The organism is Paenibacillus sp. P4_A7, assembly GCF_056402455.1.
On sequence record NZ_JBFUHJ010000082.1, the window covers coordinates 1 to 19,040 of the forward strand.

General features: G+C 41.3%; 18 protein-coding genes. 2 read left to right on the forward strand and 16 right to left on the reverse strand.

Annotated elements, in window-relative coordinates; genetic code table 11:
• Positions 1 to 123 precede the first annotated feature (123 nt).
• From AC1DWN_RS13240 to AC1DWN_RS13285, 10 genes are all read right to left on the reverse strand, one after another.
• Positions 124 to 1,125, reverse strand: coding sequence for an ABC transporter ATP-binding protein (locus AC1DWN_RS13240; protein WP_477559367.1), 1,002 nt, complete (start codon positions 1,123 to 1,125; stop codon positions 124 to 126).
• Complete coding sequence (locus AC1DWN_RS13245) at positions 1,100 to 2,131, reverse strand: ABC transporter ATP-binding protein (RefSeq protein WP_477559368.1); 1,032 nt, start codon at positions 2,129 to 2,131, stop codon at positions 1,100 to 1,102. Before AC1DWN_RS13245 ends, AC1DWN_RS13240 begins: the two co-directional genes overlap by 26 nt.
• Positions 2,132 to 2,164: 33 nt before the next feature.
• Positions 2,165 to 3,031, reverse strand: coding sequence for an ABC transporter permease (locus AC1DWN_RS13250; RefSeq protein WP_477559369.1), 867 nt, complete (start codon positions 3,029 to 3,031; stop codon positions 2,165 to 2,167).
• 50 nt (positions 3,032 to 3,081) lie between these two features.
• Entirely contained in the window at positions 3,082 to 4,032 is a 951-nt protein-coding gene (locus AC1DWN_RS13255; RefSeq protein WP_477559370.1) for an ABC transporter permease, read from the reverse strand.
• Positions 4,033 to 4,256: 224 nt separating this feature from the next.
• Positions 4,257 to 5,816 (reverse strand): ABC transporter substrate-binding protein, encoded by a 1,560-nt coding sequence (locus AC1DWN_RS13260; RefSeq protein ID WP_477559371.1) that lies wholly within the window; start codon positions 5,814 to 5,816, stop codon positions 4,257 to 4,259.
• Between the two features lie 198 nt (positions 5,817 to 6,014).
• The gene (locus tag AC1DWN_RS13265) at positions 6,015 to 6,545 is read right to left on the reverse strand and encodes a DUF5808 domain-containing protein (protein ID WP_477559372.1); all 531 of its coding nucleotides are present in this window, start codon (positions 6,543 to 6,545) and stop codon (positions 6,015 to 6,017) included.
• 40 nt (positions 6,546 to 6,585) lie between these two features.
• Entirely contained in the window at positions 6,586 to 6,801 is a 216-nt protein-coding gene (locus tag AC1DWN_RS13270; protein ID WP_477559373.1) for a DUF3955 domain-containing protein, read from the reverse strand.
• Positions 6,802 to 7,099: 298 nt separating this feature from the next.
• Positions 7,100 to 8,110, reverse strand: coding sequence for an alpha/beta fold hydrolase (locus tag AC1DWN_RS13275; protein WP_477559374.1), 1,011 nt, complete (start codon positions 8,108 to 8,110; stop codon positions 7,100 to 7,102).
• Positions 8,111 to 8,323: 213 nt separating this feature from the next.
• Positions 8,324 to 9,691 (reverse strand): sensor histidine kinase, encoded by a 1,368-nt coding sequence (locus tag AC1DWN_RS13280; protein ID WP_477559375.1) that lies wholly within the window; start codon positions 9,689 to 9,691, stop codon positions 8,324 to 8,326.
• On the reverse strand, positions 9,688 to 10,362 hold the full coding sequence (locus AC1DWN_RS13285; RefSeq protein ID WP_477559376.1) for a response regulator transcription factor: 675 nt from the start codon (positions 10,360 to 10,362) through the stop codon (positions 9,688 to 9,690). The genes AC1DWN_RS13280 and AC1DWN_RS13285 overlap by 4 nt, the downstream gene beginning before the upstream one ends.
• A gap of 205 nt (positions 10,363 to 10,567) precedes the next feature.
• On the opposite strand from AC1DWN_RS13285, the gene AC1DWN_RS13290 reads away from it, so the two are divergent.
• Positions 10,568 to 11,197, forward strand: coding sequence for a YfbR-like 5'-deoxynucleotidase (locus AC1DWN_RS13290; protein ID WP_477559377.1), 630 nt, complete (start codon positions 10,568 to 10,570; stop codon positions 11,195 to 11,197).
• A gap of 793 nt (positions 11,198 to 11,990) precedes the next feature.
• Positions 11,991 to 13,454 (forward strand): hypothetical protein, encoded by a 1,464-nt coding sequence (locus AC1DWN_RS13295; protein WP_477559378.1) that lies wholly within the window; start codon positions 11,991 to 11,993, stop codon positions 13,452 to 13,454.
• Between the two features lie 230 nt (positions 13,455 to 13,684).
• On the opposite strand, the gene AC1DWN_RS13300 is transcribed toward AC1DWN_RS13295, so the two are convergent.
• From AC1DWN_RS13300 to AC1DWN_RS13325, 6 genes are all read right to left on the reverse strand, one after another.
• On the reverse strand, positions 13,685 to 15,241 hold the full coding sequence (locus AC1DWN_RS13300; protein ID WP_477559379.1) for an S-layer homology domain-containing protein: 1,557 nt from the start codon (positions 15,239 to 15,241) through the stop codon (positions 13,685 to 13,687).
• Positions 15,238 to 15,900: a hypothetical protein gene (locus tag AC1DWN_RS13305; protein ID WP_477559380.1), complete on the reverse strand. Its 663-nt coding sequence runs from the start codon at positions 15,898 to 15,900 to the stop codon at positions 15,238 to 15,240. The genes AC1DWN_RS13300 and AC1DWN_RS13305 overlap by 4 nt, the downstream gene beginning before the upstream one ends.
• A gap of 146 nt (positions 15,901 to 16,046) precedes the next feature.
• A complete protein-coding gene (locus tag AC1DWN_RS13310; RefSeq protein WP_477559381.1) occupies positions 16,047 to 16,439 on the reverse strand; it encodes a type II toxin-antitoxin system death-on-curing family toxin in 393 nt (130 codons plus the stop codon).
• A complete protein-coding gene (locus AC1DWN_RS13315; RefSeq protein WP_477559382.1) occupies positions 16,440 to 16,733 on the reverse strand; it encodes an AbrB/MazE/SpoVT family DNA-binding domain-containing protein in 294 nt (97 codons plus the stop codon).
• A gap of 193 nt (positions 16,734 to 16,926) precedes the next feature.
• Positions 16,927 to 18,294: a sensor histidine kinase gene (locus tag AC1DWN_RS13320; RefSeq protein ID WP_477559383.1), complete on the reverse strand. Its 1,368-nt coding sequence runs from the start codon at positions 18,292 to 18,294 to the stop codon at positions 16,927 to 16,929.
• Positions 18,295 to 19,002, reverse strand: coding sequence for a response regulator transcription factor (locus AC1DWN_RS13325; RefSeq protein ID WP_477559384.1), 708 nt, complete (start codon positions 19,000 to 19,002; stop codon positions 18,295 to 18,297).
• Positions 19,003 to 19,040: the final 38 nt, after the last annotated feature.

Consider the following 19,040-nt stretch of genomic DNA (forward strand, 5'->3'; position numbering starts at 1 on the left):
CTCGGAGACAGTCCTTCTGAGTTTGGTGCATGGCTGCCTATGAGCTGAAATCCAGCTTCATTGAAGATTTGATCTTGTCCTCCTACGATGTTTATCATTGTCATTATTAAGCACTCCTTATTATTAGATATGATGACAAGCCACTTTATGGTCCAATTGTAATTCCTTTAAAACCGGCACCTCAACTTTACAAGCCTCTGTCGCAATAGGACAACGTGTATGAAATACACAGCCTGATGGCGGAGAAAGCGGTGATGGGATTTCCCCCTTCAGTATAATGCGCTCTTTCAACCGATTATGAGAGAAGTCAGGCACAGCCGAAAATAGCGATTTTGTATAGGGATGTAAGGGTTCATGGAACAAATCATCAGTCAATGCCTCTTCCACAATTTTGCCTAAATACATAATCCCGATGCGATCTGAAATATAGCGAACGACGCTTATATCGTGCGTAATAAACAAAAGGGTTAATTTGAGCTCTCTTTGCAATTGTTTTAATAGATTTAGTATCTGCGACTGAATAGACACATCTAGGGCTGAAACCGGCTCGTCACAAATAATCACTTTCGGGTTCATAATCAGTGCCCGTGCCAAACCTAATCGTTGACGCTGACCACCGGAAAACTCATGCGGGAATCGAAAATAATGTTCGGGCTGCAAGCCAACGGTTTGCAAAATGTTAAAGACTTCTTCCTGACGTTCTGCTTTGTCCCCCATGTTATGAATAATGAGTGATTCTTCTAGGATGTGACCAATTCTCTTTCTAGGGTTTAATGAGGAGAACGGGTCCTGAAAAACGATCTGAATATCTTTCCGAAATTTACGCAATTCATTCTTTGACATTGCTACCAAATCTTTATTTTGATAAATGACTTGGCCTGAAGTCGCGGGGGTTAATCCTAAAATCGTACGCCCTGTTGTACTTTTTCCCGACCCCGACTCCCCCACTAAACCATACGTTTCTCCTTCATACAATTGAAAAGAAACATCGGTCACAGCGTTCACATAAGCCTTAGCGCCAAATACTTTTCCAAATGAGCCGTACACCGGAAACTTTTTTTGAAGGGAGATTACATCAAGGATGGGCTTCGGCTTTGGATTAGGATGACTGGATGCTTGTTCCAACTACTTCAGCTCTCCCTTCCAAACTGCTTATTTCGGCATAATGCCAGCACTTTACACTATGATCAGCAGTTACGTTCTCCATCGTTGGTTCCTCATTACGGCATTTCTCATCTGCAAAAGGACAACGTGTCGAGAAGCTGCAACCGCGCGGAATATTGGCAAAAGACGGGACCGTTCCTTCGATTACGTGAAGCTTATCATGACGGCTTCCCTCTAGCTTCGGAATCGACTTGATTAAGCCTTGCGTATAGGGGTGTAGTGGCATTTCAAATAACTGCTCTGTTGTCGTTTCCTCCACAATTTGCCCTAAGTACATCACCTTGACGCTTGTGCAAACTTCCGAAACGACCCCTAAATCATGGGTAATGAACAGAACACCCATGCCTAATTTTTGATTCATCTCCACGATTAACTCTAAAATTTGTGCCTGTATAGTAACATCAAGTGCCGTCGTCGGCTCATCTGCAATTAATAGCTTAGGCTCACAGGCGAGTGCCATAGCGATCATGACACGCTGTTGCATTCCCCCTGACAGCTGATGAGGATACTCATTCACTCGTACCTCTGGAGAAGGAATCCCTGTCAAACGCAATATTTCAATCGCCTTCTGACGAGCTTCTTTTTTCGACTTTTTCTGATGTAGACGTATGACCTCTTCAAGCTGATTGCCTATCGTATAAACAGGATTAAGCGAAGTTAGCGGGTCTTGAAAAATAATCGAAATATCATTACCGCGAATATCTCGCAATTTAGATGGAGAAAGAGATAGCATATCCTGATCATCAAAAATGACTTGGCCTTCATACTCAATCGAATCAGTATGATCAAGCAACCTTATAATAGACTGGGACATCACGCTCTTTCCACAGCCCGACTCCCCTACTATGCCAACTATTTCACCTTTGTTCAACGAGAAGCTGACTCCATTTACTGCCGTCACTTTCCCTCGTTCTGTATGAAAATGTGTTTTAAGATTTTTCACTGCTAATAGAGGCTCTTTGCTCATGGAAATGGTAACACCTCCAGCTTTGTATAGTCTTTACTTTTTCAATTTATGCTTCACACGAGGGTCCAGCTGGTCACGCAAGCCATCGCCTAATAAATTCAAGCTGAGCACGGATAAAATAATCATTACACCTGGAAACACAAGCATCCACCATGCCTTATAAATAACGAGCTTACTCGCTTGTAATATATTGCCCCAGCTCGCTTCCGGCGCAGGTATTCCTGCTCCTAAGAAGCTTAATGCAGCCTCGGAAATAATTGCTTCCGCAAACACAAACGTTGCTTGCACAAGTAAAGGTGATAATGTATTCGGTACAATGTGCAACCAAATAATCCGAGAATCACTAGCACCTTGGACTTGGATCGCCTCTATATAGGTTTGCTCCCGAACGACTAATGCAGTGGAGCGAACGACCCTTGCTATATTCGGTGTGAAAACAATCGTTAGCGCAATAATCACATTTAACGAAGAAGCGCCAAGTGTAGCCATTAAAGCAATCGCAAGCAAAATACCAGGAATCGCCGTTAATCCATCACAAATACGCATTAAAATATGATCCAGTGTTTTGTAATACGTTGCATAAACGCCGATAATGAGTCCAAGGATGGAAGAAAACAGCGCAACAACAAGTCCAACGCTGATCGACACTCTTGCACCGTATAAGATTCTTGTTAACAAATCTCTGCCAAATTCATCTGTACCTAATAAATGAGCTATACTAGGTGGCTTTAATCGATCGATAACCTTCATGTCGTACGGGCCATACGAAGTGATAAACGGGCCAATCACCGCAAGTATTATTAATAGCACAAAAATAATTGCGCCTACTAGCAGTCCATGATTAGATTTCAGGCGAAGGAGTCCTAATGCACGCTGCTCTTTTTTAAGTCTTTTACTCATTTGTGCGGTATGTTCTTTCTCCTGAACGGTAATCAGCTTGAACCCTCCTTCTATTTACGATCCAGACGGACACGCGGGTCAACCGCACCGTATAGTAAATCAACAATTAAATTAATCGTCACATACATTAACGTAACACTAAGAACAACACCTTGTATGACAGCGAAATCTCTTCTTGAAATGGAGTTTAATATTAACTGCCCTAAACCTGGAATATTAAATATTGATTCTACGACAACGGCTCCTGTAACTAAAGTGCCGAATGTTTGCCCAATAACCGTAAGGATCGGCAAAAATGCATTACGAAACGCATGCTTAACCAGCACCTTCATCTCATTCAACCCTTTAGATCGAGCAGTTTTGATGAAATTTAAGTTTAAAACCTCAAGCATGGAAGAGCGGGTCATTCTTGTAATGAGTGCCGCCTGAATGGTACCTAAAGATATGCCTGGCAGGATTAAATATTGCAGATGTGTCCAAAGCCCTTCAGACAGCGGCTCGTACCCCGCCACAGGCAGCCATTGCAGCTTAACACCTATTAACAGCATTAAAAATAAACCTAATAAAAAGCTTGGAACCGCCATGCCCAGCAAAGAAAGCCCCATAAGTGAATAGTCCGTAAAGGAGCCCCTCTTATACGCCGCGATAATCCCGAAGGGTATCGCTATAATAAGGGCAATGATCTGGGCTAAAAGAGCGAGCGAGAGCGTGGGTCCAATATGTTCGATGATTGCTTCACTGACTGGCTGATGCATGAAAATAGAATCTCCCAAATCACCCTTCAATATATTAAACATCCAGCTCATATATTGTTGGAAAATTGGGCGATTAAAACCAAGCTCCTCATTGAGCGCCTGTATTTCTTCTTGGGATGCCTCTATCCCAAGCATTGCTGCTGCTGGATCACCGGGTGTAATGTGAATAAGTAGAAAAATAGCAATCGTTACGACAAATAATACCGGGATTAGCGATAAGATCCTTTTGGCAATATACGCTAGCACTGCAACCCCTCATTTATATAGATTCTATTAAGAAGAAACGACTTCGTCGTCCTTGTCTAAGGACGTGCGGTTTCTCGTAAAAATATAGGCGAGTATAAGTGTGAAACTTATACTTTCCTATATTTGAATCGAATTCAATTCTAATTGATAGTAACAGATTCAACTTCCAAAAAAAAGAAGGTGTTACAAGTTACATCGGCAACTTGTAACACCCTCAGTTCTATTTACTTCTGTATTTTTGCATTCCAGACTACAGGAGCCTCGTATAATTCAAAACCCTCAAGGGACTTATTGATTGCTACAATACCATTGTAATGACCTATAACAGTTGATGAAGCATATTCATACATGAAGCCTTGCAGCTTCTCCCACTCTTGCTTTGCTAATTCAGGTGTTGCTGCTTGGCGAATAGAGACTAATGCTTTTTTGACCGTCTCATTATTCAATCCAGCCCAATCAGGGTTTACAGCTAGCAGTTGCGGCGGAGTTATTTGGTACCCTGTGCTGGCAACGAACAAATCCCATTTGCTGCGATCATTCTTTGTTTCTAAAAATGTCGGGAAGTCATAAGTATCGACCTTCACATTCATACCAATTTGACGAAGCTGTTCTTGAATGACCAGTGTTGCTGTATACATTTCACTGTAATCTTTCGTAGTAAGCAGCGTAATTTCTTCACCATTATATCCTGCTTCTGCAAGCAATTTCTTTGCCTTTTCCGGATCAGCTTGGTTGTAATATTCAGCACCAGCTTCGTTAGACCATTGTGTTTGATTGACGTTCAAGTAGCTTGGAGATAACGAATATAAATCAGGCTTGGCAAAGCTAGCTAACAGAATCTCTTCATTATTAAGTGCAGCTAGAATAGCTTGACGTATTTTAACATCCGCTAATACACCTTCTGTCGTATTGAAGAAAGCGGTCAAAGCGCCACCTGGGAACGACTGCAATTCGATACTTTTTTCCGCTGCAAGCTCATCATAATTTTCAATCGGAATGCTGTCAGCAACATCATATTTCCCTGTCTTTACTCCCGCAACACGTGTTGCATGGTCTGTTACAAAATGAAAGTAAAGGTTTTTCGTAGGTGCTTCTTTTCTTCCGTCAAATCCACTAGGATCTCTATCAGAAGTTTGATACTCGTCATTTCTTTCTAAATGAATGTACTGGTCTTGCTTCCACTCTACGAATTTGTAAGGACCTGTGCCGATATACTCCTTAACGCCTTCTGCTGGTGCAGCATCAATAATTTCTTTTGGCATTATAGCCGGGAACTGTGCTTGAGCAGAAATAAGAATTAATACATCAGATGTAGCTGTTTCTACTGTTAACTTCACTGTATAAGGATCAACCGCTTCAAATTTTGCATTTTTCAAAAGAACTTTAGCACGAGATGATGTTACTAACCAACGATTCATCGATGCTACAACATCGTCAGAAGTCATTTCTTTACCGTTATGGAACTTGACGCCCTGACGTAGTTTGAAAGTGTAAGTTAAGCCATCTTCACTTCGCTCTACTGACTCTGCAAGAGCAGGTACCGGCTCATACTTAGCATTTAGTGTGTACAGCTGCTCAAAAATATTTCCCGCTGTATCAAGCGCTACAGCAGATACAGTCATAGCCGTATCCAGTGTTGGAGGCTGTGCTGTAAGGGCAATATTCAATTCATCTTTATACTCTTTATTACTTTTCGTTTCCTTTTCACCACTGTTGCTGCAAGCGGCCAAAACCACTAGTAGTAAAATAGATGATAAAATTAGACCGATTTTTTTTGTATTCATCTTTGTATTCCCCCTCTGTGTATAAAAATAATATTTAATTCCGATAAAAAAGGTCGACTTAATATGATATTAAAACATTACCTTATACGGTAGAGATTGTCAACATAATAAAATTAAGGACTTTCCCTTAGTATGGAAGCCATTTAATAAATGAAAAACCCAGTCCTCATTCTGACTGGGTTTTCATGGTGGAGATCTTTATCTCTTTTGCAGCTGCTCAAACAACTGCTCCGTTAGAAGTGGATCCTTTTCATTATAGAAAATGTAAACATCCTCTAGCTTGAAACGGATATAGGGAGGATTGTTTTTGTAAATATACAGTCTTGTCTTGCCTATTTCTTTCAAACGGAAATGTCCACGAGAATACTTAGCTGTAGCCTCGCCATTTGTCTTCATGCCTGAGGGTATGCTATCAACCAACGTTAATTGTTCGATGTCAGCGATGTTAAAGTCGAAGGAATACATAGGATAATTAATTTCGACTTGGTATTCTGATGTGATAGACAATGTTGGCGAGGTCAACTCTGATCGAATCAGCATAAACGAAACCCCTATGATGAACACTGCTGTTAAACCGATAGATCCCCAAACAAACAATTTTCCAACCCAAGTCGCCGTATTTACTGTTTCTCCGATACCAATTCGCTTCGTTACAAATATACTTGTGTCATTAGAATTATGATAGGAAATTCCATTAGCCCAGTATTCATCATCATCGGTATAAATCACTAGTTCCCACGTTCAGGAAATTGGCTTTTCATTTGATTCATTATTTATGTTTGTTTTTTTGGGACCTTGAAGTGATTGTCACAAATATAATTCCAATTAGTCCACTAAAGAAAAATACATAACTTAGCGGAATTAAGAAGAAAGGTTCTACTAAAGTACCGTCAGGCTTTATTTCCGAACCAATTACGCTAGAGATAATTAAACAAATAATACCTAATAATATTGGTGTACTCGCTAACAAATATTTTTTCTTCATCTTACATTCTCCTCTATTCAAATAATCATTCTTCATTTTTTTTATATTCTAGAATTTCTCCTGGATGGCACTCTAGAATTACACATCAAGGTTTACTACGATAGTCATATTTCAACACCTCAAATTGTTTGACTAAGGATATATTAATCCTAAATATACCCTAAGTCAACAAAAATTTATTGTTTAACAATAAATTAAACCAATATGATTGGAATATGAATGGACGCAAAAAATGCTACAGCATCTCATGCAAGAAACTTGCAAGAGATGCTGTAGCATGGTTGATGCTCGTACAGTATTATTCAATTTCTTCCATAAAGCTTCTGAAATTTTCAACAATTTCTTTTGATTTGGTATGGTGTAAATAATGACTTCCTTCAAATGTCATCACTTTTCCATATACAGAATCTTTTATTTGCTCTTCATGCAGTGATACCCAGTCTTCTCTGCCTGTATTATTTGCTTGTACAAATAAAAGAAGAGGAACATTGTTTGGGAATGTTAAATGTTCAGCCGCTTTAAAATTAGAACCGAGATTTTCTAATTCATTCAAGGTGGTGTTATTAAACATGTTTTTGTGCGTAAGTATAATCATTTGTTCTTTTGTTTCATCATCATATGGCATTGCAGCATATGGATCATCAGCAAATTTCATTGTCAATCTGGCGAAACCTGATTTTTTGTACAATTTAAAAGTTCCTATTGGTAATTCAGCATCCATACCGCCTTGCGTTGGAACACTTGTATCGATTCCGACAAATGCACTCACTTCATTTGGATATTTGTTCACATAATCGATTCCGTAAATTCCTGCAATGGAGTGACCCATTAGAATAAAACGGTCAATATTAAGAGTCTGCAGCGCTTCATGAACTTCACTTACAATATTTTCTGTGGTTCGCTCTTTTTTAGTTCTATCACTTAATCCATAACCAAAAGGCTCAACTACGACGACTTTGTAATATGGTGACAGCTCTTCAATTAGCGGCTTAAAATCAAGCGCTGGTGTCGCTGTTCCTTGACCAGGCAGCAGCACGATTGTTTCTTTGCCTTCTCCTTGAATCAAAACATTCATATTTTTCCCATCTACAGGTACTAACTGGCCATAGGATTGTATTTTTCCTTGCTCTGATTTGGTGCTGAACTTATCAACGATAAAAACAATGGCTAGAAAAACGATGATTGCTATAACTAATACTGCTAATACTTTAAGTAAAATGATAATCAATTTTTTCAGCTTACTAGCTGGTTTTCCACTTGGTGTTGTGTCCGACTTCATTTTCATTACCTCTCGTATGTTCACACACATCTTCTCCTGTCGCTATCTGTATATTAGACTGCCATAATTGAGTGCTAAAGAAAGCATATACGACGAAAATGTACTCCACGTGACGTCAATATGAACTGAATATGAACGGGCGAAAAAAAATACTGCGGCATCACATGCAAGGAAGCTTGCACATGTTGCCGCAGCATCGAATATGAGTACCGCTTTTAGACGAATGATACAATGTATATCTACTTACTCTGTCGGTGTTGTGTTTGGCAATGTGACAATGAAGGTCGTTCCTCGGCTTGGTTCGCTTTCCACTCGAATGTCACCTTGATGAAGCGATACAATTTGTTTTACGATGGCAAGTCCCATGCCGCTACCTTCATATTTACGACTGTGRGAACGATCGGCCTTAAAAAAACGATCGAATATACGCTTCTGATCCTCTAGCGATATACCTATGCCAGTATCGGATATTCGGACTGTCACATTTTTGATGTCTTGTTTGATGCTGACGTTAATAATGCCGCCATCCTTGGAGAATTTGATGCTATTGCCGAGTATATTGGTCCATACCTGATTTAACAGATCATGATCAGCCAATAGAATAACTGTAGGCAAATTGAGCTCGAAACGTATGTTACGAGTCGACCATTGCGGCTGGATCGCGACGATTAATCGTCTTATCTGTTCATCAAGTCTGAGCGTGACCGGCCGTATCTGTTGTGACTGTGATTCAAGTAAACTCAGCTTTAGCAGACTATCACTCATCTTGGACATCCGCTCGGCTTCAGTGATAATAATATCGAGATAACGGCTTCGCTCATTAACTGCAATGTCTTCTTGCTTGAGCGCCATAGCATAGCCGGATATCGAGGTGAGCGGCGATTGAACTTCATGCGACACGTTCGTTACGAATTCCCTACGCATCTGCTCAAGTTGCAGCAGATCGTGCATCATTTCTTCGAAGCTGCGAGCCAAAGTACCTAGCTCACCCGTTTGCTTAATATTCAGCTTGACGTTGAAATCTCCAGCTGCTATCCGCCTAGTCGCTTTTGTCAGCTTTTTGATCGGTCTTACTAGGAACATGGATGCAATTAGAATAAATAAGCTGCCTGTAATCAATGAATAGGTTACAAAATTCAATGCCCACTTTATTAAAAAAGAGGCGGACGGGGGGGTGAGCGCCTCCACAAACATCGCTTTCGTTCCCATTTCTGTTTTCAACGGAAACCCTATGATGACAACAGCGATACCCTTCGTATTGACTTGAACAACTTCTCCATCTAGTACCTTCTTTACTTGTTCCATAGTTACAGCAGTAGGCTTGTGTCCGTTAAGCGCTCCGTAAGACCGGAATATATCCGTTGAATCGTAAATTCGAATATGATAGGAATTGAGCTGCTTCATTTCACTTACGAACGAGTCCGCTTCACGTAACGGAATTGTCTCGTAAAGCCGGACAATGTCTTGGGAAAAGTTACTTAATAAAATTTGCGAGTTTTCGCTCATTTTTTCTTCAAATACCCATGATGTCACAAAAAAAGAAATGATCGTGCCCCCGATTACGGAGACTAGAAAGATTAGGACTACGCGTGTATATAAAGATCTAATCATTCGTGCACCTCAAGCCGGTAGCCAAGCCCATGTACCGTTTCGATGCGAAAATCGGGTGTAGTCGTGAACCTTTCACGCAGCCTTTTAATATGTACGTCTATCGTTCGATCATCTCCAGCRTAATCGATCCCCCAGATTTGATCRATCAACTGCTCACGCGTATAGATTTGTCCGGGTGTTCCAGCAAGCTTATATAGCAATTCGAACTCCTTGAGTGGCAATGTGAGTGACTCCGTCCCTCTCATCACCTTATAGGTCTGCCGATCAAGAGTCATGTTGCCGAACTTAATGATCTGCGTAGAACCAATCCGAAATCGTTTCAGTAGTGCCCTAACCCGAACCGTTAGCTCTAACGGATCAAATGGTTTTGTCAAATAATCATCCGTCCCCAGTTGGAAACCTTTCACTTTCTCCCATGTTTCGCCTCTTGCAGTTAGCATAAGTAGCGGAAGATCTGGATTGCTTCTTCGAAGCTCCTTACATAACTCCCAACCATCCATAACCGGCATCATAATATCAAGCACGACAAGATCGACATGTGTCGAGGCATAGACGGCCAGCGCTTCCTTGCCGTCCACAGCTTCGACTGTTTCGAAACCGTCATTCCTTAGAAATAAACAGACCAGTTCGCGAATGTTCGCATCGTCGTCAGCAACCAGTATAGTAGGCATCCGATCCCTCTTTCCGTTTTCCATCTCATATAGTAGTAACCATTATACTATAAATAAATTTATAACATTGAATATCGTGCATACGGAGTAAAGATTGAATTTTCATATATTACCTAATCTAAATTAATCGTCCATTAACAAACAAGCTCTATACTAACAGTAATGCATCGCATTAAATATTAAACGCAGAAAGGAAGGACATGTCATGGGAATTCATACGTATTTTCAATCCCTTAACGATCTCGAGCGCATTATTCGTTGTCCAGGCAAATTTAAGTTTGAAGAGCACAGCGTATCCGCTCATTCATGGAAGGTTGTACAATACGCCAAAACATTGGCCGATATTGAGGAACGCAATGGTGTAACGATTGATTGGAAGAAGCTCTACGAAATAACTAGCAGCCACGATTATGGAGAAATATTTATAGGAGATATTAAAACACCTGTTAAGCATTACTCACTAGAACTGCGCGGCATGCTGCAGCAAGTAGAGGAAGGTATGATTGCTCTTTTTATAGAGGAGAATATTCCTGAGGAGTTCAAGCCAATTTTTTTCAGACAACTGCGTGAGGGTAAAGACGATTCTGTCGAAGGTCTAATTCTTGAAATGGCCGATAAGCTTGATCAGGTCTATGAGGCGCTTACTGAACTGCAAAGAGGCAACACGGAGAAGGAATTTGTCATTATGTATCGCGAAGCACTCATCAAAATCAAAAAAATAAAGCTGCATTGCGTCGATTATTTCTTAGAGCATATTTTACCTGATATGGTTAAGGAAAGCTCCAATTGTCCTGTTGATATCAAGAAGATTACAAAAGAAGCTTTAGAGCTTTAACTTCGATTGTAATCTTCAATTTTGGCCTCGCTGAAAATATATAAGAAAGGCTATCGTATTTTGCGACAGCCCGTTATCACTGATTTATTTTACATCCCCATCTGCCCAATCACCTTTGTAAACGACGCTTCCATCTTCCTCGTAAAGGGTGCCAACGCCGTTATATTGTTTGTTTTTGAATTCCCCTTTTTATTTCAGCATGCCACTCTCAAAATAAAGCTTACCTTTACCGCTGTATTCACCGTTCTTATATTTGCCTTCATGAAACACGTATAAACAACAGAATAATACAACAGATTTTTTGTGTTCGTATTGCATAGAAAAACTCAGCCCTCATTCAGACTGGGCGTTCATGTTGGAGACGAACCGTGGTTATACAACAACCCCATGCAACAACGACACATACTCCCCATTTGGTAAATGAACATCTACGGGGATATTCCCAGGAGCGTTGATTGTTAGCTGAAACTCTCCTTGGCCCGATCGTGTCCACACCACCTCTACCAACCCCCCCCACCCATAGGATAAATAAAAACATGCTAATATCGAACCTAATAATTGCACTATCTGAATATCGAATTATTAATATTCACTCAAGCCGCTTCCCTTCGTAAACGTTCATTTTCCTTGAAGCCCTTTTAAATCTCGTTCCGTATTTGCGGGGTGAAATTTCTTTTCGCTTGGATCAATCCTTATTAGGAACATTTTACCAATTTAAAACGTTTAACTTATTAGGGAATGCGGGTCACTAAGTTAAGCTATATAAATTAGCTTTATTGGTAAATGGAGGTTAATGATGATGAAAAGATCTATTACATTGTTAGCACTTATTTTCATTTTGCTGTGTGCGTGTTCTAATTCCAAAACACCAGTTCAAACAAATCTAACCTCAACAAGCCATACACCCTCACCTTCACCTGTTGAAAACATACCCTTAGCACTTATCGGCGAAGAGGCACCTGTTGGCTGGACATTTGTCAGTGATGAGTATTATAAATTGCTTAGAGTAGACACTGATCACCCTATCTTGCTAAGCATCCCTCAAGACAGCGATTACGCTAAAGCGTTGGCATCACTCGTTGATGAATCGGCAGTCCCGATGACTAGTCAGGAAATAGAGGCTATTCAGGCAGATCCTAACGCCTCCATGGTTGATAACGTGCTCCCGGATGGAAGATTTCTCAAAGAAAACTGGGTTCAGTTGCAAAATGAAATAGTCGAAGCCTCTCAAACGGTTAGAATATGGAGTCAACACAGTATCAGTGCGCCAATAAATTCGCAAGTATTTGAAACGATTGTTAACACTGGGCATGGTGAACTGTTGCTTAATTTGCAGAAATTGCAGGTAGACGACAAAACCATTTTCATTCCAAAAAGTAATAAGAACTTCCCCGCAGAGTTTACGATTACACCCGATGGACAGAAGTCATTCGTTCATGCAGAAAATGGACTATGGCTAATAAACCGCTCTAACAACCAATTAGAACAACTATCCTCCAATACCTATAACGGAAAAACCTATGAAGCATTAGTTAAGGAGTCCTTCGACTTATATAAGGAGAACGTTATACATTGGAATGCCGGTGTGTTACCTAGTCCAGATAGCACAAAGCTAGTTTATCAATCCAGAAAAAACAATATTGAAGCTCGAGAAGCTACTTTATTTGTTTTTGACCTTGCATCTGGCGTTGAAACGATGATTACACATTCAGAGAATGTGGAATACCGAATAGAGGGCTGGGTGACCTCCGATAGTATCATTTGTACGAAATATCAAGATAGTGGTATCACTCTTGTATTAATTTCCTTGAATGGCGAGGAGATTAATCTACCTTTCGAGGGTGAATCACCTATTGTCTATAGCGTAAAGGATGGTTTGATCGCATATGCTACACACCGGAGCAGCAACAGCGAGTTTCATATTGCAAGAGTTGATGAAGTAGGTGTGATCCATGAAATATTTTCAACACAACTGGATGAACGGATTGTCATGCGCGGTATCAAAAGCTTTAGTCCGAAGCTTTCCTATGCAGCCATTCTCTGTTCCTCAAATAACAGTTCAATAGGGCGCTACGTGAAAGTAGTAGATCTAAGCACCAATACTGTGACCGTTATTGATTCACTGCCTGAGGGAACCAATACCTCAGCGGACATCTTAGAATTTTCATGGGCGAATGACAATACCTTACTTGTAACCATTCAAGAGGATGTGGCAAAAGCACAAAAAATGTCCACATGGACATATTCATTAAGTTAACCTATATTTTCTAATTTAGCCGGTATTGGAGAACGCAATGGTGTCACAATCGATTGGAAGAAGCTCTTCCCTTGCATGTGCATCCGTAGATTTTCTTATTCGAGTACAACGAGAAAAACCCAGTAGTCATAATTGCTACTGGGTTTACTATAATATCCTATTTCGTTTCTGACAGCCCTCACCTCGTATTCAAATTGAGGGCTATCTGACGTATTCTTAATTATTGCTTATCACTTAATGGTTTCTATAAAACGCTGAAGAATTGTTGCAGCCTCGGCACGAGTCGCTGTACCTGATGGATCAAGCTTGCCGTTCCCTTTGCCAGACAGCAGACCTGAACCAACCGCCCATTGCATCGCGTTAGATGCCCAAGAAGAAACCTTATCCGCATCCGTGAAATCAGCAAGCGAATTGTTGATGCTGACATCCTTACCTGTTGTTTTCACATAGTTGTAGACGATCTGTGCTAGCTGTTCACGTGAGATCGATTGTTCTGGAGCAAACCGCTCGCTATTAACACCCTTAATGATGCCCTTTGAACTCGCCCACGCTACCGCATCGTTGTAATAGGCATCTGCTTTTACATCCTTAAATGCATGAGATCCGCCTTCAGGTTTGCCTGCCAGACGGTGCATGACAGTGACCAGCATGCTGCGGGACATTGCCATATTTGGGCTAAAGCTCGTACTCGAGGTGCCCATAAACAGCCCCTCATTCACAGTCTTTTCGATCGCAGAGGATGCCCAATGGCCGTTCACATCGTTGAATGACAATTCCGGTTTATTGTCCGGAATTTCAACGAAGATCGGGTTGGAATAAAACCACATACTCGTATAGTTTCGGTCATTGATATTATTGAAGCGCTCCTCGTTCTCTTCTGCTGTCGCAGTTCCTTCGTAATCAAAGGACTGATCCTTGAGCGGTTCACCATTTTTCGTATAGCCGTCTACATCAGCTCCAAGATTGGTACCGCGAAGACGGTAATAGCGGTTCTTATCTGCAGGCACTTTATACGTCATGGTGTAATAACCTTCCGCATCCGGCTTGCCCCAGTCAGCTTCCGTAAAGCGTTTGATGACTTTAGTCGTATCATTTGTTTTATTGCTCGCATACTGACTCTCGTCAAGGCTACCTGTAACCTCTCCCGAGATCAGATCGATATGATCTACCTTAACCTTATTGGTGACTGAGGTTTCATGTTCAGAAATGGGAGCATAGTTGTTATGCTCTGGGCTCTTGAATCGGATGGTTAGGGTTGTTTCATCTCCCTCGGACACCTGTAGATCCTCACCCATTTCAGCCTTCATGCCATTTCCGCTTGCATTGAAGTCCAATGCATTGATAAGATCCCCGTAGACGGAGAAGGATTTACCCGAGCGCATGCCATCTACTACATCCTTAAAGGTGTCACCTTCAACCCATGTGTAGTTTCTAGAGTACTCGCTTGGCCAGTATCCACTGGAATACTTACGGTTGCTGCTCACCTTGAAATGAAAATCCGAGTTTGTAAAATTCCAAAAGCGCCGACCCTCGCCAAGCAGTGCATCCCAGATGCCGCCGACCTGCGAGATCATTTCATCTGCTCCGCCATAGATGTCAGCTAGTTCAGAGCGATTTTCGCTAGCAGCCATCTGGTTGCCAGGCATCCCTTCCATACCGAAAACAATGTCCGGAGCGATATCATTCAACTTGCGCAGATCTTCTATTGTAACGACTCCGCTGTTGCTGCCATTGTGCCTGGACGGGTGGTTTAACAAAACAAAGCTTTCAGGATATTGGTTTTTCAACCATTCAATAGCTTCGTAGGTTTGCCTTTATCTGCTTTCAGTTCATCCTTGGTGGGACGCTCTCCCCACTTCTTGGCTTCATCCGAAGTAAAGCTATCCGCTGAGGTATCATAGCTGTACAGCCATTCAAACTGATGGATTGCATCTATAGGCACAGCATCACTATTAGAATTAACAATACCGACCGAGGCATGATCAAGCCCCATCATGTCCCATTCAAAGCCAGTATAAATCATTTTCCCAGCATATTTTCCACTCTTCTGCAGTTCAGCAATCTTTTTCTGCTGGTCTGCAATGGCCTCCCATCGTGCGGTAGCCTTTTCTTTGCCTTCCGGATCTCTTGGCGAATTGCGAAGGTGGTCAGTCACTACTAAATAATCAAACGGGTTACCATAATTTAATGAGGACAAAGCTTCCTGYGGCATACTGGTCAAATCTTCACGGAAAGCAGCATTAAGTACATTTTCAAGCTTTAAAATTGGTTCTGAGGCATCACTGGACTGGTTTGTATGAGTATGGTACTCTCCCGACATCCATTTGCCGTCAATCTCATTCATCTTGTCCGCAGCCGCAGCCGCCGTCCCTGTCAGCACCGTCTGCGATAGCACGAGCAAAGTTAGTGAGGAACAAATAAAGGATTTTAGTCTGTAGTTCATCATGTAGTAATCTCCTCTTCTAATAGTTGCACAAATCATCGACCTATCAAGCTAATTTGTCTCAACCACAGTATAGAAGAGGTATGTTAAGTAATTGTATTGATATTATTTATTATTTGTAAATGTTACCTGGTCCCCCTAATTGCACATTATTTTTGTATGGAATGTTCTTTAAGAATATGTGCAATATCGTAAACCGAGTATTTCCCTCTTGCTATATCAACCATAAACTCGACTGCAAATACACGCTCCATCTTTAAGTGAAACCCATTAACCATTAAAAAAGCTTTGACTACGAGGTAGGCCGTTCGCTTATTCCCATTGTGAAAACAATGGTTTTTTACGAAAGACTCCACTAATGCAGCAGCCTTATCAAATAACGTTAGATAAGCATCCTCACCAAATATACTTTGCTGTGGTCTATATATAGCAGATTCAAGCAGTGCATGGTCTTTGACCCCAGCCTGTTCCATATCCTTCATTTTCTTCATCATAAAATAGTGACCCGCGACGACCTCTTCTTTCGACAAAAATATAGTCATTTAACGGTCCCTTAAGTCATTGAGGATATCTTCATCCTCTTCAAAAATATCATAAAAGGCTTCAAGCACCTCAGGACGAACATTTTCGGGCAGCATTGGTTTGCGAACCTTGCGGAGGATAACTTCCCCTTCTTCATTTACGATGAATTCAATTTCATCTCCTTGCACAATTTTCAATTGCTCTGCCAGCGACTTCGGTAAGCTTACACCCAGACTATTACCCATTTTCCCAATCTTACGTGAATAACGATTTACTTTAGAAGGATCATCCTTCATCTTCATCACACCATTCATATTACGATCTCCTCTCATAGTATGATCACAATATATAAAGTTATACCTTATTACTGTAATAACGTTATAACATATGTATATTTTATCAAACTATTGATGGAAGTAAAGAGAAAACCCGACCTAGTACGGTCGGGCTTTACATCAATTAATTGGAGGCGTACCGAGGTTGTTCTAAACGGCAAATCATACACCCCTAAACAGTTGCTTTAGGAAACCCCAGTATAAATACCGCCCCGCCCTCCTTGCGATTATTAGCTGTAATCAATCCTCCGCAGCGTTCGACAATGGCACGCGAGATGGCTAGTCCCAGTCCCGATTCACCATCCTTACCCTTCACAAAACGATGAAACAAATAAGGAAGCAGTTCATTAGATATTCCGCTACCGTCATCGGACACCGATATTTCAATACGCCCTTTGCTCATAGTGGCTTGAATGTAAATATGTTTATTCGCATGCCGAATGGCATTAGACGTAACATTAAGCAGCGCTTGCAGCAGCTTGTCTCGATCAGCGCGTATATGCAATGGTTCATGTTCGTTGTAGGAGCAATGCAACGTTATACCGTTTTTCACAATAATGGGATTTACTCGTTCAATCGTCTCCGACAACAATTCCTTCAAGCATACTAGGGAAGGCTTATAAATATCCTCCTCACTGTCTAGCTTTGCTAGCAAAGTCATTTCCGTTATTATATTTTTCAATCTGCCGCTTTCGCTCAGAATAATGTCCAAGCCTTTGCGAACGCCCTCCCCTTCAAAAACACCATCTCTTATCCCTTCCGTATAGCCCGCAATGGACATCAAGGGAGACTTCAGCTCATGAGATGCATTTTGAAAAAACTGCTTTTGCGCACGGTTGAATCGATTCAATTCATCTGCCATCTCATAAACCGCCTGAGCTACAGAACCGATCTCTCCTCCTGCTTTTACTACATTAACTTTTGAAAATTGGCGGTCCTTCACCTTCGTTAACTCTTCTTTCAGCTTCATTAGCGGCTTGATTAGTTTTCTCGTTATAAAATGACTGAGAATCAGCATAATAATTCCCCCAACAAAGAACACAATGAGCAGCCGAACAAGTAGAGCATGCTCGATTTCTTTGATTTTGCTGACTGGTGTAAGGAGTGTTAACGTCCCCTGTGGAATGGCGCTTACTTCTACAAGAAACCGTTCATCTGTCCCGTCCAAAATCTGCCGAAGATCCGTTGCTTCTACAGGTTCAATATGTGCAACCCCGTTCTGAATCGTCCTGATACTTTCTGGCAACGAGCCTTCAACAATATTCCCGTTGGAATCCGTAACGATAGCTGAAATAGATGCGCTAGTAGATGATGCTGTCATAGATTTAACTGACAGTCTTTCTGTATTTATAGATCCCACGGACATTTCCCCTGTTAAGTTATAGGACTCTGTCAATGCTTTTCCCATCACCTTCAAATCTTCCTTCTGGGTGACCATAAAATGATCCAACAATACATAATGAATCAATACCGCAGTTATGGATAAGACGAGCATAAGAGCTATGCCGAAAGCCAAATTAATTTGATGAACCAGCTTCATCTATTGCACACTCCCGTCTGTTCTCATTCGATAACCATGTCCCCATACGGACTCAATGGGCAGTTGCTCGATTTTTTTACGTATCCGTTTAATGAGATGATCGACAGCACGGTCGCTGCCAAAATAATCATCACCCCAGATGAGCGTCAGCAGATCAACTCTCGTAAAAGCTCGATTCGGATGCTCGACAAATACTTTGAGCATAGCAAACTCCTTGCTGGTCATGTCCACTTCTTCACCGTGCCAAAATACACGTCTTTCCTCCAGCATCAGCTCAAGATGACCCAGTTCAATACGAGTAGAAGCATTCTGGGTGCTATCTTCCGTAAGATTGTATTTATACCATCGCTGAAGCTGGCGTTTGATGCGTGCAACCAGTTCACGCGGACTGAACGGCTTAACTAAATAATCGTCGCTCCCTAGCTCTAAGCCTAATATTTTGTCCACCTCGGTGTCTTTCGCAGAAATCATAATAATAGGCACTTCCGCTTCATTCCGAATCCGCCTGCATAACTCGTAGCCGTCCATCCCAGGCAGCATAATATCAAGTACCCATAGGTCTGGCGGATTGTTTGCCCACAACTCCAATGCTTCTTCAGCACTCTCAAGGCCAATCGTTTGATAGTTTTCCTTCTTCAAATAAACCTCAACTAGATTACGTATATGATAGTCATCATCTACAATAGCGATTCGATAATTGCTGTTCAATTTCATTACCTCCTGAATAACTCTTCAATAAGTATACC